Origin of the sequence: Arthrobacter sp. PAMC25564, assembly GCF_004798705.1 — a bacterium.
In the GTDB taxonomy this organism is placed as follows: domain Bacteria; phylum Actinomycetota; class Actinomycetes; order Actinomycetales; family Micrococcaceae; genus Arthrobacter.
In genome coordinates this window covers 329,632-348,604 of record NZ_CP039290.1, presented here as the reverse complement: position 1 = coordinate 348,604, position 18,973 = coordinate 329,632, and the positions used below count along the sequence as shown (strand labels likewise).

Genomic DNA, 18,973 nt, shown 5'->3' with positions numbered 1-18,973 from the left:
CCGGGAAGCTACCGCCGCGTCCGGCCAACTGCGAAACTGGGGGCATGATCGAGCATCAGCCCGCCGCCGGCTGGATCGCCGTCGAGGACTTCCTCTCCGCTGTTGTGGTCCGCCCGGACAGTGCCCTCAAACACGCGGTGAGCGCCGCCCTCGAGGCGGGCATGCCGCCGATTGAAGTGGCGCCCAATGCCGGGAAGCTGCTCAAGCTGCTGGTCCGGCTCTCCGGCGCCCGCCGGGTGCTGGAAATCGGAACGCTGGCCGGCTTCAGTACCATCTGGATGGCGCAGGGGCTGCCCGACGGCGGCCGGCTGGTCACCTGCGAATACCTTTCCAAGCATGCTGAGGTGGCCCGAGCCAACGTCGAGGCGGCCGGGCTGGGGTCCAAAGTGGAAATCCGGACCGGCGCTGCCCTGGACACCCTGGCCGCCCTTGAAGCCGAGGGCGCGGACCCCTTCGATTTCGTCTTCATCGATGCCGACAAGGAAAACAACGCGAACTATCTGGACTGGGCCATCAGGCTGGGCAGGCCCGGCACCACTGTGGTGATGGACAACGCCGTGTGGGAAGGCGCCGTGTTGGACCCCTCGCTGGACACCGTCAACGCCCCGGGCATCATCGGCGCGCTGCAGATGATGGGGGAGGACCCGCGGCTGGACGGCACCGTGATCCAGACCGTGGGCTCGAAAGGCTGGGACGGCTTCGCGCTCGCCCTCGTGCGGTAGGTCCAAAGACTCTTACCCAGGTTTGCCGCCGCGCCCAGTATTGGCCCTGGATACAGGAGCGCAGACATGGCTGATTCCCCGGTGAAGTGGTTTGAAGAGATCGGTATGGGCGACGTCCCGCAGGTGGGGGGCAAGAACGCGTCGCTTGGCGAACTGATCCAGTCGCTCAAGGCCCAGGGCGTGCGCGTCCCCGACGGGTTCGCCACCACCGCGGCCGCCTACCGGACGTTTATCGCGGCCAACGGGATCGAGGACACCATGCGCTCGCGGATCCTCGGCTACCGTTCCGGCGGTGCCTCACTGCGCGCCACCGGTGAGGCCATCCGGGAGCTGTTCCTGGCCAGCGAATTCCCTGAAGACATCGCCGAATCCATCCGCGCCCACTACCGGGAGCTGGGGAAGCGCGCCGGCCTGGACAAGCTGTCCGTGGCCGTCCGCAGCAGCGCCACGGCCGAGGACCTTCCCGACGCGAGTTTCGCCGGCCAGCAGGAGACCTTCCTGAACATCGCGGGAGAGCGGGAGCTGCTGGACGCCTGCCGCCGCTGCTATGCCTCGCTCTTCACCGACCGGGCCATCAGCTACCGGGAGGTCAAGGGCTTCGACCACCTGGACGTTGCGCTCTCGATCGGGGTGCAGCGGATGGTGCGGTCCGACGTGGGCGCGTCCGGCGTGATGTTCTCCATCGACACCGATTCCGGCTTCCCCCGCGCGGCCGTGATCAGCGCGGCCTGGGGTCTGGGCGAGACCGTGGTCCAGGGCACCATCAACCCGGACAAGTACCTCGTGTTCAAGCCGCTCCTGGCGGACGAGTCACTCGCCCCGATCATCGGGAAGACCCTCGGGTCCAAGGAGCGGAAGATGGTCTACAGCCGCGGCGGCAGCGCACGCACCCGGATGGTGGACACGGCCGAGGCGGAGCGCCGCGCCTTCGTGCTCGACGACGCCGAGATCCTCGCCCTGGCCCGCTGGGCCGTGAGCGTCGAAAACCACTACGGCCGGCCGATGGACATGGAGTGGGCCCGGGACGGCGAGACCGGGGAGCTCTTTATGGTCCAGGCCCGGCCCGAGACGGTCCAGTCGCTCAAGACCGGCTCACGCTTCAGCATCCACCACCTGCTGGAGACGGGCCCGGTGCTCGCGGCCGGCTCAGCGATCGGCGACTCCATCGCGCAGGGCACGGCCTGCGTGATCAGGAGCGCCGCGGACATCGATAAATTCCGCGACGGCGCCATCCTCGTCACCGAAATGACCGACCCGGACTGGGTCCCCATCATGCAACGGGCGGCCGGCATCGTGACGGACCACGGCGGTCCGACGAGCCACGCGGCGATCGTCAGCAGGGAACTCGGGGTGCCGGCAATCGTCGGAACCGGGAACGCCACGAGTGTCCTGGCCGAGAACCAGGCCGTGACGATTTCCTGCGCGGAGGGCGAAGAAGGCCGGGTGTATGAGGGCAGCCTCGCGTTCGAAACTGAGGAGGTGGACCTCGGCGAACTGCCGGAGACGCGCACTGCCGTCATGGTCAACATCGCCAGCCCGGCAGCCGCCTTCCAGTGGTGGCGGCTGCCCGCCGACGGCGTCGGACTCGCACGGATGGAATTCATCATCAGCAGCCTGATCCGGGTCCATCCGATGGCGCTGGTCCACCCGGAACGCGTCACGGATGCCACGGAGGCCGGGCAGATCCGCGAGCTGACGCGGGGATATCCGGATCCGAAGGAGTACTTCGTGGACACCTTGGCGCGCGGCATTGCCAAGATCGCCGCGCCCTACCACCCCCGCCCGGTGATTGTCCGGCTCAGCGACTTCAAGACCAATGAGTACGCCCACCTGATCGGCGGGGCTGCCTTCGAGGAACCGGAGGAGAACCCGATGCTCGGCTTCCGCGGCGCCTCACGCTACTACGACGAGCGCTACCGCGACGGTTTCGTCCTCGAATGTGCGGCGCTCAAACGGGTGCGGGAGCAACTTGGCTTCCGCAACATCATCGTCATGGTGCCGTTCTGCCGGACCCCGCAGGAGGCGGACAAGGTGCTGGCGGTGATGGCGGAGAACGGGCTGGTGCGCGGCGGGAACGGGCTGCAGGTCTACATGATGTGCGAGATCCCCTCGAACGTGGTGCTCGCGGAGAAGTTCGCCACCCGCTTCGACGGCTTCTCGATCGGCTCCAATGACCTCACCCAGCTGGTCCTCGGCGTGGACCGGGATTCCGGGCAGCTCGCGGCGCTCTTCGACGAGCGGGACGAGGCCGTCATGGCCATGATCAGCGAGGCGATCCGCAAGGCCCATGTTGCCGGGATCAAGATCGGCATCTGCGGGCAGGGCCCCAGCAACCACCCGGACTTCGCCGCGTTCCTGGTCCGGGAGGGCATCGATTCGATCTCGCTGAACCCGGACAGCTACCTCAGGACCGTTCCGCGGATCGCCGAGGCGGAGAAGGCGGCAGCGGGGTAGCGGCGCGGGTCTTGCCGGCTTTGCTCCTCCCGCCGGAATCCGTCCTTCCGGCTCCCAGGGCGCGCAGCGCATTGAGGATCGTGGCAAGGTCCACCACCTCCTGCGACAGGGCGCCGGCAATGGCCGGCACATAGCCGGCGGCCGCGGCGATCATAAGGGCCACGCTCAGCGCGATGCCGATCCAGATGCTCTGCAGAGCGACCTGCACGGTGCGCTGCCCGATCCGGACGGCGGCGGCTGCCTTGGACAGGTCGTCGAGGATGATCACGACGTCGGCGGACTCGCCGGCCGCCGTCGAGCCGCGCGCCCCCATGGCGATGCCGACGTCGGCGACCGCCAGGACGGGGGCATCGTTCACGCCGTCGCCGACCATCATGACCGGGCGGAGCGGCAGCGACCTGACGGCTTCAACTTTGTCCGCCGGCAGGCACTCGGCCTGGACATCGGTGAGCCCGGCCTCGGCGGCGATGTGTTCGGCCGTGGCGAGAGCATCGCCGGTCAGCATGACCGTGTGGGTGACGCCGAGTTCCTTGAGTTCGGCGAGGGTGCGGCGGGTTTCCCTGCGGATCGGATCGCTCATCACAAGGCAGCCGACGTACTCGCCGCCCACGCCCACGTAGATGGCGAGCTGGCCGCTGTCGAGGTCCATTTCAACGACGCCGGGGACCGATTCCGCCACGAAGTTGGGTTTGCCGACCACCACGTCCTGGCCGTCGAAGAGCGCCCGGACGCCGTGGGTGGCGAATTCGTTGGCCGCGGTGGCGGTGGCGAAGGGCAGGCCCCTGCCGCGGGCCGCGTCCATGACCGAGGCGGCAAGGACATGCGAGGAATACTGTTCGGCCGAGGCGGCCAGCCGCAGGACCTCGTCCTCCGTCATGGTTCCGGCCGTGCGGATGCCGACCAGGGCCGGGCGGCCGTAGGTCAGCGTCCCGGTCTTGTCGAACGCGACGGTCTTGATCCGGCTCAGCTGTTCCAGCACCCCGGCGTACTTGACGATGATGCCGGAGCGGGCGGCCCGGCTCATGCCGCCCAGGAAGGCTACCGGCGCAGCGATCAGCAGCGGACACGGCGTCGCCACCACCAGCACCTCGGCGAAACGGGCGGGGCTGCCGCTGATGATCCAGCCCGCGGCGCCCAGCACATAGGCCAGTGCCGTGAACGGGACGGCGTAGCGGTCCGCCAGCCGGACCATCGGCGCCTTGCTCTCCGAGGCTTCCTTGACCAGGGCGACGATCCGGCTGTACTGCGAGTCCTCCATCAGCGCCGAGACCTGCATCCGGATGGCAGCCTCGCCATTGACGGACCCGCTCATGAGCCCGTCCCCGGCTGCCCGCTCCACCGGAAGGCTTTCCCCGGTGAGCGAGGATTCGTCAAAGCTGCCCAAGGGGGAGAGCAGGATGCCGTCCAGCGGCACGACTTCGCCCGGTTTCACCAGCAGGATGTCACCGACCCGGACGTCGGTGGCGGCCACGTCCTCCTGCTGGCCGTCGTCGTGGTTCCCCTCCCGCACCCGGTGGGCGGTCTGCGGGACGCGCTCCAGCAGGGCCGTCAGCTCGCCCTTGGCCCGCCCGGCGGCGTAGTCCTCCAGGGCCGTGCCGCCGGCCAACATGAGCACAATGATCATGGAGGCGATGAACTCGCCCACCAGCACCGTGCTGATAATCGCGGTCACCGCCAGGACGTCGATGCCCCACTGGCCGTTCATCAGCCGGCGGACCATGCCCACGGCGAGATAAGCCGCCACAGCCAGGGCATAGAGGCTCGCTACGAGCCGTGCAATGCCTTCCTGCCCCGACAGCAGGAGGATAACGACCGCCAGCAGGGCAGCGAGCGTGCCCGCAACAAGCGGATACCGGGCCACTTTTTTCACGGCTGTCCTGCCTTTGATTCGGGACCGCTTGAGTGTCTTCGACTAGTTGCATCCTACTGCGCAGGCCTGCCGCGAACGCCCCTGGGGGACAGGTTACGCAGGCGCGGAGGGCCTTTCAGCCCTGGCCCCGGAGGTACCGATGGTGCCAAGGTGAAGCATGTGGTCGATGTTCGCCGGCAAGCGGCGCCGTCTGGTGGCTGTGGTGGCCGTACTGGTGCTGCTGGCAGCAACGGTGGTGGCGGTCATCCTCACATGGGGTCCACCGGCGGCGGGTCCGACGGCGTCGGTGACATCACCGTCGGTTTCCGGGTCCGCCGGCCAGACCGCCAGTCCGACGCCGTCGGAGACTTCGACCGCCACTGCCTCCGCCGGTGACACGGCGCCCGCTCCCGCAGAGCCCGCGCCGGTGCCGCCTGCTGTGCCAGCGCCCGCGGAGCCAGCTCCGGTGCCACCCGAAGCGCCCGCGCCTGAGCCCGCAGCACCGTTCCCCGCCGCGCTCGCCAGCCGCGACATCGAGGTCATCCCGGGCGCGGGGCCGGTGGTTGCCCTGACCTTCGACGCCGGAGCCAACGCCGCCGGGCTCCCCAGCATCCTGCAGACCCTGTCAGGCGCCGGAGTCCGCGGCACGTTCTTCCTGACCGGCAGCTGGGCGGCCGCGAACCCGGCCGGAGTGGCATCGATCGTGGACGGCGGCCACCGGACAGGCAACCACTCGATGACTCATCCGGGCTTCACCGGCCTCCCGGACGCCGCCATCCGGGAGCAGGTCCTGGGCGCCCAGCAGACCATCCAGGCCGCCGGCGCCGATCCCCGCCCGCTGTTCCGCTTTCCCTTCGGCGAACGCGATGCCCGGACCATCGCCACGGTCAATGCGCTGGGCTACGTCCCGGTCCGCTGGACCGTGGACACCCTCGGCTGGAAGGGAACCAGCGGAGGGGTAACGGCCCAGATAGTGGCGGACCGCGTGCTCGCCGGGCTGCAGCCCGGCGAGATCGTCCTGATGCACATCGGCTCCAACCCTGACGACGGGACCACCCTGGACGCCGACGCCCTGCTCCAGGTCATCACCCGGATCCGCCAGGCCGGCTACGGCTTCACCACGCTGGACCAACTGCTGCGCTAGCAGCCACTCAGGGCCGATGGCCACTTTCGCCCTGCCCGGATCACTGATACCACTTAGCCATGACGGAGTCGCCCACAGTTGCCGCCGCGCTGGCACCAGTCGATGCCGTGATCTTTGACCTTGACGGGGTTGTGACGGACACCGCCGAGCTCCGCTCGGCCGCGTGGCAACAACTCTTCGACACCGTGCTGCAGGACCCGCGGCTTCCCCCGGAGACCAGGCGGGATCCCTTCTCGGACGGCGACTTTTCCGGTTACATCGAGGGGCGGACCGGGGAGGACGGGGTGGCAACGTTTCTGGCCTCCCGTGGAGCCTCGATCCCGCAGGGCTCGCCGGCGGACGGCCCGGGGGAATGGACGGCGTTCGGGCTCGCGGAGCGCCAGAACGAGGGGTTCGAACAGTTGCTCGGCGCCAGGCCAGTCCGGGTGTTCCCTGGCACCGTGGCCCTGCTGGAGCGGCTCAAGGCGGGCCGGATCCCCGTCGTCCTGGCCACCTCCAGCCGGAACGCGGGAGCGATCGTGGCAGCCGCGGGCCTTGAGGGCGCCTTCGACCACATCATTGACGGCCGGACCGCCCTGGACCGTGGCGTCGCGGGACAGCCCGCCCCGGCCCTGGCCCTCGAGGCGGTGCGCAGGCTGGAGATCGCGCCGTCGCGGGCGATGGTGATCGGGCAGGCGGTCTCCGGCGTGGAGGCCGGCCGGCGCGGCGGCTTCGGGCTCGTGGTCGGCGTCGACCGGACCGGCCGGCGCTCGGCGCTGGAAGCCGCGGGCGCCGACGTCGTGGTGGAAGACATCAGCGAACTGGACATCGGGCTGGTCATCACCCACCCCTGGCTGCTGGTCTACGAGGGTTTCGATCCGGCGCACGAGGGGCACCGGGAGGCACTGACCACCCTGGGCAACGGCTACCTGGCCACCCGGGGAGCCGCTCCCGAACACCGCGCCGGCGAGGTGCACTATCCCGGGACCTACCTCGCAGGGATCTACAACAGCCTGCACAGCGTCGTCCAGGGCCAGGAAACGGTGGACGAGCATATGGTCAACATCCCGGACTGGCTGCCGCTGGATGTCCGGATCGAGGGCGCTGGCTGGTGGTCCGAGGGCGGCCTGAAGCTCCGCGGCGAACGCCGCACGCTGGACCTCAAGCGTGCCGTGCTGAGCCGCGAAGCGCTGTTGGAGGACGACGCCGGGCGGCAGCTCCAGCTGCTCCAGCGCCGGCTCGTGTCGATGGCTGAACCGCACCTGGCCGCGCTGGAAACGACGCTCACCGCCGTGGGCTGGAGCGGCCGCGGCAGCATCCGCAGCGGCTGCGACACGGACGTGACCAACTCGAACGTGCCCGAGGACGCGCAGCTGGCCCACCGGCACCTGACAGACGTGGCGGTTTCGGCGTCCGACGGCGGACCCGGCATCGGACGGCTGACGGTGGACGTCCGGACGAGCACGAGCCGGATCGGCATCGCCCTCGCTCTTCGGACCGAAGTCTCGGAAGTCTCCGACATCCCGGGAGTCTCCGGCGCCCCCGCCGCAGGTGTTCCCGAGCAGCTGGGCGGGCTGCACGCCCACCGCTTCGACGTCGACTTCAGGGACGGGGTACCGGTGACGGCGACCAAGACCGTCGCCATCGCGAGCTCCCGGGACCATGCCATCTCCTCGCCCCGGACGGCCGCCCAGGCCGTGCTGGCCCGCGCCCCACATGACTTCGAGGTCCTGCTCGCGGAACACGAGGCGGCCTGGAGCCTCCTGCTGGAGCCGTTCATCATCGAGTCCGATGCCCCCTCACCGGCGCGGCTGATCCTGAACCTGCACGTTTTCCATCTGCTGCAGACCGTCACGACCCACACGGCCGAACTCGATGCCGGGGTACCGGCCCGCGGCCTGCACGGCGAGGGCTACCGCGGGCACATCTTCTGGGACGAGCTCTTCGTCCTGCCTGTGCTGAACTCCCGCCTGCCCTCGGTGGCCCGGGAACTGATCGACTACCGGTGGCGGCGGCTCGGCACCGCTCGTGACGCGGCCAGGGCCGCGGGCCTCCAGGGGGCGCTCTTTCCCTGGCAGAGCGGCAGCGACGGCACGGAGCAGACGCCGAAGCTGCTGTTCAACAAACTGTCCGGGCACTGGATGCCGGACTATTCCCACCGCCAGCGGCACGTCGGGCTGGCCGTCGCCTTCAATGCCTGGCAGTACTTCGAGGCGACGCAGGACCGCGGCTGGCTGACCCGGCACGGCGCCGAAATCGTCGTCGACGTCGCCAGGCTGTTCGCGTCCATGGCGGACTACGACGCCAAGGAGGACCGCTTCCATATCAAAGGCGTTATGGGCCCGGACGAATACCACACAGGCCACCCGGGCAACCCAGGCGGCGGCCTCAACGACAACGCCTATACCAACGTCATGGCCGCCTGGGTGTTCGACCAGGCGGTCTGGATCATGCACTCCGTGCGGGGCTTCGACATGGAGGAGCTGCGGGCCCGCCTGGGCATCACCGCCGCCGAGATTGCGCACTGGGCGCAACTGAGCCGCCGCATGTTCGTGCCGTTCCACGACGACGGGATCATCAGCCAGTTCGACGGCTACAGCGCGCTCCGGGAACTGGACTGGAACCACTACCGCCGCAGCTACCGGAACATCGAACGGCTGGACCTGATCCTGGAGGCCGAGGGCGACAGCACCAACCACTACCGGCTGGCCAAACAGGCCGATGTCCTCATGCTGCTCTACGTCCTGGGCGAGGACCAGCTCCTCGGATTCCTGGGCCGGATGGGGTACGCCGTGACGCCCGCGCAGATCGGAGCCACGGTGGACTTCTATCTCGCCCGGACGGCACACGGGTCAACGCTGAGCCGGGTCGCCCACGCCTCCGTGCTGGCGCAGCGGGATCCTGAACGGGCGTGGGCCACCTTCCGGGAGGCCCTCGACGCGGACCTGGACGACACCCAGGGCGGAACCACGAGCGCGGGCATCCACCTGGGCGCCATGGCCGGCTCCATAGACGTCGTCCAGCGCAGCTTCGCCGGATTGCGCATCACCCGTGACGCCCTGGACTTCACCCCCAGGCTGCCGGCGGAGCTCAGCCGGGTCGAATTCCAGGTCCGCTACCGCGACCAGCTGCTGGCCGTCCGCCTCGAGACGGACCGGCTGCGGGTCTCTGCGGCCCCGGGCGACGCCGCCCCGGTGCTGGTCCGGGTGGGTACCCAGCGGGTGCTGCTCCGCGCCGGCCAGGAGCATGAATTCCTGCGCGCGGACGGCCGGCCCAACTGACCCGCAGTACTGGCCGTTTCCAGCGCCCCCGGAGGCCACAACTGCCAGCTACTTCACCGCGTCCCGTCCAGATGCAGGACGGCGGCGCCGGTGATCCGGTCTTCGGCCAGGTCCCGCAGCGCCTTGTCCGCGGCCGGGAAAGGGTAAGCCACGGTGGTGGGACGGATCGGGATTTCCGCGGCAATCCGGAAGAACTCCTCGCCGTCGGCCCGGGTGTTGGCCGTGACGCTGCGGAGCTGGCGTTCCTGGAAGAGCTCGGAGGAGTAGTGCAGGGGCGGAATGTCGCTGAGGTAGATGCCGGCAACGGCAAGGGTTCCGCCGCGGTCCAGGGCGCGCAGCGCCACGGGCACCAGCGAGCCTACGGGTGCGAAGAGGATGGCGGCGTCCAGCGGATCCGGCGGCGGTTCGTCGGCCCGTCCGGCGAAGGTCGCCCCCAGCTCGAGGGCGAGGCGGCGGGCTTCTTCGGACCGGGTCATGACGTACACCCTGGCGCCACGGTAGAGGGCGATCTGGGCGGCGAGGTGAGCGGAACCCCCGAAGCCGTAGATGCCCAGCCGGCCGCCGATCGGCAGTTCCGCCCGGCTCAAGGCACGGTAGCCGATGATGCCCGCACACAGCAGGGGCGCGGCCTCGTCGTCGGTGAAAACCTCAGGAATCCGGTAGGCGAATTTCTCGGCGACGGTGACCAGTTCCGCATAGCCGCCGTCGCGGTCCCAGCCGGTGAACGTGGGGGCCAGGCACAGATTTTCCTGGCCTCGCAGGCAGAAGCGGCAGGAACCGCAGGTGCCGCCCAGCCATGCGGCGCCCACTCGTTCGCCGGGGCGGAACCTGGTGGCCTCCGGGCCGGATTCGATAACTTCACCGACTACCTCATGGCCCGGGATGATGCCGGGGTGACGCGGTTTGAGGTCGCCTTCAGCCAGGTGCAGGTCCGTCCGGCACACCCCGCAGACCCGGACCTTGAGCAGCACTTCGCCCCGTCGTGGCCGGGGCTCAGGGCACTCCGCGGCCACCAGGGGGCCTCCGCTTATGGGTCCCGGATGTCCAACCCGCCAGGCTCGCATGGCGGCCTCCCTTGTCTTGCACTGTTTGTCTTGCGCTTCATCGTGAACCTCCGCAACCCTCCAGGGGCAGCGGCGGGTTCAGCGGGTAATCAGTACGTTGCAACGTGCCTTGTGCAGCACAGCGGAGACGGTGTTGCCGGGGCCGCCCTCGCGGTTATGGGTTCCAAGCACCAGCGCATCCGCCCCGGATGCCGCCGCGAGCAGCTCCCTGGCCACGGAATGGCTGTCCTTCAAGGACCCGGACACCGTCAGCCCGGGCGCCAGCTTCCGGGCCGCCTCCAGCGCATGGTCCAGCAGTTCCTGGCCGTGGAGGGGGGAATGGCGGCCATGTTCCTCCCGGTTTCCGGCGTCCGCCTGGCCGACATGGACGAGCTGGAGCGAGGTGCCGAGCGCCTCCGCCAGCCGGACGGCGCCGGCCAGTGTGGCCGGGCCCCGGGCCGACGCGTCGACCCCCGCCACGACGGGCCGGCCAGGGGTGCGGGGACGCCAGATGACCATCAGCGGGCAGGGGGAGGAGCCTGCCAGCTCCAGGCAGACGGAGCCCGCCAGCTGGCCCAGGACGCCGCCGATCCCACGGCTGCCCACCACCAGCACCCGCGCATCGGCGGCCGCGGCGCGCAGCACCGGGGCCGGGAGGCCGGCTTCCATAACGCCCTCGACGTCGGCGGAGGCATCGGCGATACTTCGGGCCAGTTCGACACCCTCGGCCAGGATCGCCTCGGCCGAGTGCCGCAGCCCGCTTCCCGCGATACCCTTGACGGGGCCCAGGTTCCTGGTGAACAGAGGCCAGACCCAGGCATGGATCACCCGGAGGCGGGACTTCCCGGCAGCGGCGTACCCGGCGGCCCACCGCACAGCCAGCTGCGCGGCCTCCGATCCGTCATAGCCCACCGCGACGGCGGTGCGCTCATGCCCTGCTGCGGGTGCCAAAATGCTTCCTTCCGGCTCGATGGCCGTACCACGCCCCAGCGCTCCCTGCTTCCAGTAGAGACCGGAAGATCCGGGCGGGGCTAGGGGCTTTGGTCCCGCGGGGCGCGGCTATCCAGCGCCGGTATCCCGCTTGCCGCCGTGCTGCTCCCGCAGTTCGCGCCCGCGCCGGATGTCCTCTTCCTGGCGCGACTGCAGTTTGTCGCTCTGTTTGGTGTCCCGCGGCGGCAGCTGGATTGTCTGCTCCGCCTCGATTCCTGCCTGCAGTTGCCGTCCGCGTTCCGTTTCGGCGTCGAACTCCGCGCCGAACAGCAGCGACAGGTTCAGGATCCAGAGCCACAGCAGCATCACGATCACGCCGCCGATCGCGCCGTAGGTCTTGTTGTAGCTGCCGAAGTTGGCGACGTAGAACGCGAAGCCGAGAGACGCCAGGACGAAGACCACGACGGCGATGAATGAGCCCATGCTCAGCCAGCGGAACCTGGGCTGCTTCACATTGGGGGTGGCGTAGTACAGGATCGCGATGGCCACCACGACGAGCAGCACCATCACCGGCCACTTCAGGATGTTCCATGCCGTGAGGAAGGCGCCACCGAGCCCGACGGCGTTGCCCACCGCTTCGGCCACCGGCCCGCTGAGCACCAGCATGGCGGCGAGCACGGCAACGATCGCCACGGTGGCGATGGTGACGCCGAGCATCGTGCCCCTGAGCCTGATGAAGGGCCGGCCCTCGTCGACTTCGTAGACCCGGTTCATGGCCCGGGCGAAGGCTCCGACGTACCCGGAGGCGGACCACAGTGCGGTCAGGACGCCGATCACCAGGGTGAAACCGGCGGCCGGCGAGCTGGTCAGTTCGTCGATGGGCTGCCGGATGATGTCGACCGTGGAAGCCGGGGCGATGCCCTGGACGATCTCCAGAAGTGCCGCCGTCGTCTTCCCGGCCTGCCCGAACACCCCCAGGAGCGAGACGAGCGCCAGGAGCGCGGGGAAGAGGGAGAGGACCGAATAGTAGGTCAGGGCGGCGGCGAGGTCCGGGCACTGGTCCCTGCTGAACTCGCGGAGGGTCTTCCTGGCGATGTACTTCCAGGAAGGTTTCGTGACGTCGGTGGGATTGACCGGCTTGCGGGAATCGTCCGGCGCGGGCGCCGTGCGGGCCTTGGCGGTGCTGCTCTGGTCCGTTTCGGCGTCGGTCATGGTGTCATTTTCTGCCCTGGCGAGGTTCTTGGCCATGGAAGTCTTCCTTCGTGGGGTTAAGCGCAGCGGCCGGCCGCCCCGCCCGGAAGCGGGGCGGCCGGCAGGGTTCCGGAGGGCCTAGGCCTGCTTGATGTTGTCAGCGGCTGATGCCGCCGTTTCCTTGACGTCCCCGACGGCGTACTGACCCTCTGTCTTGATGGTCTCGGTGGCCTCGGCGGCGCTCGCCTTGATATTCTCCATGGACTCCTGGGCAGGCCCGCGAAGTCCCTCGGCCACGTTCTTCCCGGCCTCGGCCAGCTCCGTGGTGAGCGGTTCGGCGGCCGACTTGAGGGCGTCCGCCGTTTCGCGTTCCTTCTCACTGGCAGGGATCAGCGAGGAGAACAGCAGACCGGCACCGAAGGCGATCAGCCCGGCCGCGAGCGGGTTGCCCTGCGTCTTGGTGGCCAGCCGCCGGGGTGCGCCGCCGGCTGCATCGCCGGCTGTTCCCATGACTTTGTCCTTCGCACCGAACACGGTGTCCTTGACTGTTTCCTTGACCTTGTCTGTCTGCCGCTGAACAATGTGCGACGGCGTGACCTTGTCCGCCACGGCGTCGACATTGGTGCCGAGCCGCGCGCGGGTTGCTTCGATATCGGCTCGGATGGCATCCGGGTTTTCACTCATGGTGTTCCTCGCTGGAGCTAGGGGGTGGGTTTGAGCGTGGGTGGAATTTCCTGCAGGGTCTCCGCGGTCTGCGGCATGCCCTTGATGGCGTTGAGCTCCTTCCGGCCCATGCTGGCCAGGACCGCGGCGGCGATACCCCAGAGAACGGCGACGATGACGCCGGACCAGCCGAGCCCCATCACGTATCCCAGCGCCCACCACAGGGCGAGGGAAAGGAACAGGAACACGAAGTGGCCAGCGACGCCCGCACCGGCGAGCATTCCGCTGCCCTTGCCTGCCCGGGTGGCCGACTGCTTGAGCTCGACCTTGGCCAGTTCGACTTCCTGCCGCATCAGGGTGGACATGTCCCGAGTAACGTCGCCAAGTAGTTCACCGAGGGACAACGTCTCGGCCTTGGCCTGGACAGCAGTCGGGGGCATCTCGCTGGTCATCGCCGTTCACCACCAAAGAGTTCGTCTCCCAGCGGATCGGCGAGACCAGCCGTCGTGGCATCAGGGCCGGGCAGCTGCACGGGCGGCGGCGGGACCGCCATTCCGGTGTCGGGCACCCGGGCGACCGGTACGGCGGCGGCATGGGCGCCGTACGCCGGGGCGCCCGTTACCGGTGCCGTAGCCGCTGGGCCGGTCGACTCCGGGGCTCCGGCGGCGAGGCTACGGCTGAGCCGGCCTGCCAGGATGCCTGCTCCGGCGGCCAGCAGGAGGAAGGTGCCGGGCTTTTGCCGGGCAAAGGACTTCACTTCGTTCAGCAGTGAACCGGGATCCCGGCCGTCGAGCCATGTTGCCACGGCGGAAGACCTTTCGGCGGCCTGTCGGACGAGGTCGGTGGCGACACCGGGCTGGTCGGAGGCCGCGGCCATGGAGCGGAGTTCGGTCGAGATTGAGCGCAGCCCTTCTGTGACCTTTTGCTGCTGCGTACCGGCCTGTTCAGTTAGGTCGGATTTGGCCTGATTGAGCAGGTCCCGGGCGTTGGCCTTGACCTCGGCGGCAACATTGGCGGCCTCGGACTTGGCCGTTTCAGCCACGTTCCGGGCTGAATCCGCGGCCTGTCGGGAGACCTTCGTAGCCTCGTCCTTGGCGGTGTCGGCCGTGGGCGCGCCGGGGGCCGGCCCCGGGGACGGGGACGGGGCTGTCGGGACGCCATCCGGTGTCGCGCTGTAGATTTCGCCGTCTGCGACGGGTGGAAACGTCGGGTCCTGGCGGAGGGGTGCCTGCTGCGTAGCCGTAGGGGTGCCGTAGCTCCCGTTCTGGGGCCATGGGTTCTCTGTCATCGTCGCTCTCTTTCCAAGAAGATCGGCTGCTGATCACAAGCCGGCAATACTGGGGCTTAAATACTAAGCATGATTACTATCAGATGGTAAGTACCCTTCCCTTTTTATTTTCTCGGAGCACGGGCCCCGCCCCGTGCTGCACCGGGCCAGGCCGGGCCGCTCCCGACAGGCGGCGCGCAGGCGGCACGCGGGCGGTGAACTAGGGTTGAAACATGAAGAAAACGGTGCACGGCTGATGGCGAAGCGGGGCAAGGCTGCCGGCCGGAACAGCGGAAATTCGACGGCCGGAGTGGTGGACCTGCCCAAGGGTGCACGCCCGGACGGCCCGGTTGAGGGCGTCTACTACATCGACACCGGCGACTGCGAGCTGATCCCGGACCAGGACAATTCGAATGGCTGGCTCCTGCGCATCAACGGCGTCATGAGTTCCCACATCGACCTCGCCGATCCGCTGTTCCTCGACTTCGAATACATGCGCTGGATCGCCGCGCTGGTGGAATCGCGCTGGCCCCGCGAATCAAGGCCGAAACTGCGCGCCCTGCACCTGGGCGGGGGAGCATGCTCACTGGCCCGCTACTTCCATGCCGCCTACCCCGACGCCCGCCAGGTGGTCGTGGAACTGGACGGAAAGCTCGCCGAATACGTCCGCGGCTGGTTCGACCTGCCCAAGGCCCCCCTGCTGCGCCTGCGCGTGGGCGAGGCCCGCGAAGTCACCGAGGGCCTCACTCCGCACACCCGTGACCTGATCATCCGTGACGTCTTCGCCGGATCCTTGACGCCCCGGGCGCTCACCACCAAGGAATTCAACGGGCATGCCAAGCAGGTCCTGGCTCCCGGCGGGATCTACGTGGTCAACTCCGGCGACGCCCCGGACCTGAGGAACGCCCGCGAGGACGCCGCCACCATCGCGGACAGCTTCGAGCACACGGTGATCATCGCGGACCCGGCCATGCTCAAGGGCCGCCGCTACGGCAACATGATCATGGCCGGCAGCGACCAGCCGTTCGACGACGACCCCGGCCTCGCGCGGCGCCTGCTGGGCGGGGCGGTGCCCGCACACATCTGGAACGACGCGAAGGTCAGGGCCTTCGCGGCCGGCGCCCCGGTCCGGCACGACCCGCAACCCCCATCGAGTGCTCCGTAACGGCCCCCATGGCGCCTGAAAACGGCGGTTACGGTGCAACCGATGACCCCGCGGGCCGGCCCAGCAGGGCATCGCGGTGGGCTGTGGTCTGTTCCCGCAGTGCCTGCACGACGGCGGCCACCGCCGGCCGGCGCATCGAATCGGGCCGGAGCACCATCCAGTAGGGGAGCAGTTCCGCGAACTCTTCCGGCAACAGCCTGACCAGATCCGGATGCAGGTCCGCCGCAAAGCACGGCAGGAACCCGATCCCGGCACCGGCCCGTGTCGCCTCCACATGGACGAAGACGTTGGTGGAGGTCAGCCCGTCCCGCATGGCCGGAACCAGCCGGCGCGGGGCATCCAGGTCATCTACCTGGAGCATTGAATCCACAAAGTACACGAGCGGATGCGCCGTCAGTTCCTCCAGCGTGGCGGGCATCCCGTACTCGGCCAGATAGTCCCGCGAGGCGTACATGCCGAGCATGTACTCGCCGAGCCGGGCTGCTTCGGCGCGGTGCACCTGGGGTTCGCCGACCACCACCTCGATGTCCAGGCCGGAGCGCTGCTGCAGGGCCCGCCGGGTGACCGTGACGATCTCGACGCTGAGCCCGGGGTGGTCGCGGCGCAGCCGGGCCACGGCGGGGGCGGCGATGTAGGCGCTGAAGCCGTCCGTGGCGGTCATCCGGACGACGCCGGTGATCGGGTCCGGGGTCCGGCCGGGCTGTTCGAGCGTGCGGATGGCCGATTCCACCTGCTCGGCCACCCGGACGGCTTCCTCGCCGAGTCCGGTGAGCTCCCAGCCGCCGGCGGCGCGGGAAAGCACACGCCCGCCCAAAGCCTTCTCCAACGCCGCTATCCGCCGCGAAACGGTGGTGTGGTTAAGGCCCAAGGCCTGGGCCGCCGTCGTGAATTTTGCCGAACGGGAGACCGCCAGCAGCACCAGCAGATCATCGGGATGTGCATTCATATCTGCAATTCTGCACATAAGCGGTGCCGCATTGGCCATTGAATCGCCAACTCTGTGCAGCAATACTCAGTGGAGCCAATTCAAGTGCTGTACGTCACAGCACGTGTCACCGTGGACACTAAGGAGACCCAGATGAGCGTAAACCAGCGCTCTGCATCCGCCGCCCCCGCACCCAAGGGTTCCGGCCTCAAGAAAATCGTCGCCGCTTCGATGGTCGGCACCGTCGTGGAATGGTACGAATTCTTCCTGTACGCCACCGCCGCAACCCTGGTGTTCGGCAAGTACTTCTTCCCTCCCACCGGCAATGAGCTGGACGGCATCATCCAGGCCTTCCTGACCTACGCCGTCGGCTTCGTGGCCCGCCCGCTCGGTGGCATCGTCTTCGGCCAGATCGGCGACAGGCTGGGCCGCAAGCCCACCCTGCAGCTCACCATCGTCATCATCGGTGTCTCCACCTTCCTGATGGGCTGCCTGCCCGGGTTCGCCGACCTCGGCTACCTTGCGCCGGCCCTGCTGGTCCTCCTGCGCTTCATCCAGGGCTTCGCCCTGGGCGGCGAATGGGGCGGCGCCGTACTGCTCGTGGCCGAGCAGAGCCCCAACGAATCCCGCGGCTTCTGGTCCAGCTGGCCCCAGGCCGCAGTGCCGGTGGGCAACCTGCTGGCAACCCTGGTCCTGTTCATCATGTCCAACGTGCTGAGCAGCGCCGAATTCCTCGCCTGGGGCTGGCGGGTGGCCTTCTGGCTCTCAGCCGTGATCGTTTTCGTCGGCTACTACATCCGCACCCACGTCTCCGAATCGCCGATCTTCCTGGCAGCCAAGGCGCAGATGGAGAAGGAGCAGGCCATAAGCTACGGCGTCCGCGAGGTCATCCGCAAGTACCCCAAGGGCATCCTGCAGTCCATGGGCCTGCGGTTCGCGGAAAACATCATGTATTACCTCGTGGTCAGCTTCTCGATTGTCTACCTCAAGACGGTGGACAAGTACGACACCTCCTCGCTCCTGCTGGCCCTGCTGATCGCGCACCTCGTGCACTTCCTGATCATCCCGCAGTTCGGCCGGCTCGTGGACAGCTGGGGACGCAAGCCGGTCTACCTTGTCGGTGCCATCACCGGCGCGAGCTGGCCGTTCTTCGCCTTCCCGATGTTCGACACCCGCAACCCGGTGGTTATCGTCCTGGCCGTGACCATCGGCCTGTGCCTGCACGGCCTCATGTACGCCGGGCAGCCGGCCCTGATGGCCGAGCTGTTCCCGACCCGGATGCGCTACGCCGGCGTCTCGCTCGGCTCGCAGGTCACCTCGATCTTCGCCGGCTCGCTGGCGCCGCTGCTGGCCACCCAGTGGCTCAAGGACACCGGCTCCTGGCTGCCCACCGCGATCTACCTCCTTGTGGCCTGCGCCATCACCGCCGTCGCGGTGCTCACCTTGAAGGAAACCAAGGGCATTGCGCTGGAGGAAGTGGACCGGGCCGACGCCGAACGTGAAGGCCTTGCCGTCGCTGCGGCGCGCTGAACTGCTTGAGTTTGGGCCGGCTCCAGCCACGCTGGAGCCGGCCGCCTCATTCGATTTTTGATAGGGAAGGCTGAGTTATGGAAAACACGCTGAACGGACGCAAGGCCCTGGTCACCGGCGGTGCCGGCGGGATCGGCGCGGCCAGCGTCCGCGCCCTGGCCTCGCGGGGCGCCAAGGTGGTGATCGCGGATGTGGACGAGTCCGCCGCCGCAGCCCTCGCCGATGAGGTCGGCGGCACTTCCTGGGCCGTCGACCTCCTCGACGTCGGGGCGCTCCAGGCCCTCAGCCTGGACTGCGACATCCTCGTCAACAACGCGGGGATCCAGCGCATCAGCCCCATCGAGGAGTTCGATCCCGCCGACTTCCGCCGGATCATCACGCTGATGCTCGAGGCGCCGTTCCTGCTCATCCGGGCCGCGCTGCCGCACATGTACGCCAACGGCTTCGGACGGATCATCAACCTCTCCTCCGTGCACGGCCTGCGGGCCTCGCCGTTCAAGAGCGCTTACGTTTCCGCCAAGCACGGGCTGGAAGGCCTCAGCAAGGTGACCGCGCTGGAGGGCGGGGCCCACGGCGTCACGTCCAACTGCATCAACCCCGGCTATGTCCGGACGCCGCTGGTCGAGGCGCAGCTCGTCGACCAGGCCAAGGTCCACGGCATCCCGGAGTCCGAGGTCCTCGCCAAGATCATGCTGACCGAATCAGCGATCAAGCGTCTCGTGGAGCCGGAGGAAGTGGCGTCCCTGGCGGCGTGGCTCGCGTCGGACGACGCCGGCATGGTCACCGGCGCCAGCTACACGATGGACGGCGGCTGGTCCGCGCGGTAGTCC

16 protein-coding genes are annotated in these 18,973 nt (G+C 68.7%); 7 read left to right on the top strand and 9 right to left on the bottom strand.

Annotated features, from left to right (window positions below; all coding sequences use genetic code 11):
* The first annotated feature begins 44 nt into the window (after window positions 1-44).
* Window positions 45-722, top strand: coding sequence for an O-methyltransferase (locus E5206_RS01590; RefSeq protein WP_136320952.1), 678 nt, complete (start codon window positions 45-47; stop codon window positions 720-722).
* Window positions 723-788: 66 nt separating this feature from the next.
* Window positions 789-3,176, top strand: a complete 2,388-nt coding sequence (ppsA, locus tag E5206_RS01585) for a phosphoenolpyruvate synthase (protein WP_136320951.1) — start codon at window positions 789-791, stop codon at window positions 3,174-3,176.
* On the opposite strand, the gene E5206_RS01580 is transcribed toward ppsA, so the two are convergent.
* A complete protein-coding gene (locus tag E5206_RS01580) occupies window positions 3,127-5,046 on the bottom strand; it encodes a heavy metal translocating P-type ATPase (protein WP_136320950.1) in 1,920 nt (639 codons plus the stop codon). The two genes, ppsA and E5206_RS01580, sit on opposite strands and share 50 nt — an antisense overlap.
* Window positions 5,047-5,139: 93 nt before the next feature.
* A complete protein-coding gene (locus tag E5206_RS19500; RefSeq protein ID WP_240689886.1) occupies window positions 5,140-5,424 on the bottom strand; it encodes a hypothetical protein in 285 nt (94 codons plus the stop codon).
* 67 nt (window positions 5,425-5,491) lie between these two features.
* On the opposite strand from E5206_RS19500, the gene E5206_RS01575 reads away from it, so the two are divergent.
* Window positions 5,492-6,169: a polysaccharide deacetylase family protein gene (locus E5206_RS01575; protein WP_240689884.1), complete on the top strand. Its 678-nt coding sequence runs from the start codon at window positions 5,492-5,494 to the stop codon at window positions 6,167-6,169.
* Between the two features lie 59 nt (window positions 6,170-6,228).
* Window positions 6,229-9,429, top strand: a complete 3,201-nt coding sequence (locus tag E5206_RS01570) for an HAD family hydrolase (RefSeq protein WP_136320948.1) — start codon at window positions 6,229-6,231, stop codon at window positions 9,427-9,429.
* Between the two features lie 53 nt (window positions 9,430-9,482).
* Here E5206_RS01570 and E5206_RS01565 read toward each other — a convergent pair whose 3' ends face one another.
* From E5206_RS01565 to E5206_RS01540, 6 genes are all read right to left on the bottom strand, one after another.
* Window positions 9,483-10,493, bottom strand: coding sequence for a zinc-dependent alcohol dehydrogenase family protein (locus E5206_RS01565; RefSeq protein WP_136320947.1), 1,011 nt, complete (start codon window positions 10,491-10,493; stop codon window positions 9,483-9,485).
* Window positions 10,494-10,571: 78 nt separating this feature from the next.
* A complete protein-coding gene (locus tag E5206_RS01560) occupies window positions 10,572-11,423 on the bottom strand; it encodes a universal stress protein (protein ID WP_136320946.1) in 852 nt (283 codons plus the stop codon).
* A 108-nt stretch (window positions 11,424-11,531) separates the two neighbouring features.
* Window positions 11,532-12,650, bottom strand: coding sequence for a YihY/virulence factor BrkB family protein (locus E5206_RS01555; RefSeq protein ID WP_136320945.1), 1,119 nt, complete (start codon window positions 12,648-12,650; stop codon window positions 11,532-11,534).
* Window positions 12,651-12,731: 81 nt separating this feature from the next.
* Window positions 12,732-13,277 (bottom strand): DUF3618 domain-containing protein, encoded by a 546-nt coding sequence (locus E5206_RS01550; RefSeq protein ID WP_136320944.1) that lies wholly within the window; start codon window positions 13,275-13,277, stop codon window positions 12,732-12,734.
* 17 nt (window positions 13,278-13,294) lie between these two features.
* Window positions 13,295-13,708, bottom strand: a complete 414-nt coding sequence (locus E5206_RS01545) for a phage holin family protein (RefSeq protein ID WP_205759981.1) — start codon at window positions 13,706-13,708, stop codon at window positions 13,295-13,297.
* Window positions 13,705-14,544 carry a hypothetical protein gene (locus E5206_RS01540; protein WP_205759980.1) on the bottom strand — a complete coding sequence of 280 codons (840 nt, stop codon included), beginning with the start codon at window positions 14,542-14,544 and terminating at the stop codon, window positions 13,705-13,707. The genes E5206_RS01545 and E5206_RS01540 overlap by 4 nt, the downstream gene beginning before the upstream one ends.
* Window positions 14,545-14,779: 235 nt before the next feature.
* Between E5206_RS01540 and E5206_RS01535 the strand changes: the two genes are divergently transcribed.
* Entirely contained in the window at window positions 14,780-15,688 is a 909-nt protein-coding gene (locus tag E5206_RS01535; protein WP_136323908.1) for a fused MFS/spermidine synthase, read from the top strand.
* Between the two features lie 28 nt (window positions 15,689-15,716).
* On the opposite strand, the gene E5206_RS01530 is transcribed toward E5206_RS01535, so the two are convergent.
* Window positions 15,717-16,634: a LysR family transcriptional regulator gene (locus tag E5206_RS01530; protein ID WP_136320943.1), complete on the bottom strand. Its 918-nt coding sequence runs from the start codon at window positions 16,632-16,634 to the stop codon at window positions 15,717-15,719.
* A gap of 132 nt (window positions 16,635-16,766) precedes the next feature.
* Here E5206_RS01530 and E5206_RS01525 point away from each other — a divergent pair, with 132 nt between their 5' ends.
* Together E5206_RS01525 and E5206_RS01520 are read left to right on the top strand one after the other, a co-directional pair.
* Window positions 16,767-18,143 carry an MFS transporter gene (locus tag E5206_RS01525; protein WP_136320942.1) on the top strand — a complete coding sequence of 459 codons (1,377 nt, stop codon included), beginning with the start codon at window positions 16,767-16,769 and terminating at the stop codon, window positions 18,141-18,143.
* Between the two features lie 77 nt (window positions 18,144-18,220).
* A complete protein-coding gene (locus E5206_RS01520) occupies window positions 18,221-18,970 on the top strand; it encodes a 3-hydroxybutyrate dehydrogenase (protein ID WP_136320941.1) in 750 nt (249 codons plus the stop codon).
* The last annotated feature ends 3 nt before the right edge of the window (window positions 18,971-18,973 follow it).

Coding starts and splice junctions, on each gene's coding strand:
- E5206_RS01590 (WP_136320952.1), top strand. CDS start 45: ATGATCGAGCATCAGCCCGCCGCCGGCTGGATCGCCGTCGAGGACTTC.
- ppsA (WP_136320951.1), top strand. CDS start 789: ATGGCTGATTCCCCGGTGAAGTGGTTTGAAGAGATCGGTATGGGCGAC.
- E5206_RS01570 (WP_136320948.1), top strand. CDS start 6,229: ATGACGGAGTCGCCCACAGTTGCCGCCGCGCTGGCACCAGTCGATGCC.
- E5206_RS01565 (WP_136320947.1), bottom strand. CDS start 10,493: ATGCGAGCCTGGCGGGTTGGACATCCGGGACCCATAAGCGGAGGCCCC.
- E5206_RS01555 (WP_136320945.1), bottom strand. CDS start 12,650: ATGGCCAAGAACCTCGCCAGGGCAGAAAATGACACCATGACCGACGCC.
- E5206_RS01550 (WP_136320944.1), bottom strand. CDS start 13,277: ATGAGTGAAAACCCGGATGCCATCCGAGCCGATATCGAAGCAACCCGC.
- E5206_RS01545 (WP_205759981.1), bottom strand. CDS start 13,708: ATGACCAGCGAGATGCCCCCGACTGCTGTCCAGGCCAAGGCCGAGACG.
- E5206_RS01540 (WP_205759980.1), bottom strand. CDS start 14,544: ATGACAGAGAACCCATGGCCCCAGAACGGGAGCTACGGCACCCCTACG.
- E5206_RS01535 (WP_136323908.1), top strand. CDS start 14,780: ATGGCGAAGCGGGGCAAGGCTGCCGGCCGGAACAGCGGAAATTCGACG.
- E5206_RS01530 (WP_136320943.1), bottom strand. CDS start 16,634: ATGAATGCACATCCCGATGATCTGCTGGTGCTGCTGGCGGTCTCCCGT.
- E5206_RS01525 (WP_136320942.1), top strand. CDS start 16,767: ATGAGCGTAAACCAGCGCTCTGCATCCGCCGCCCCCGCACCCAAGGGT.
- E5206_RS01520 (WP_136320941.1), top strand. CDS start 18,221: ATGGAAAACACGCTGAACGGACGCAAGGCCCTGGTCACCGGCGGTGCC.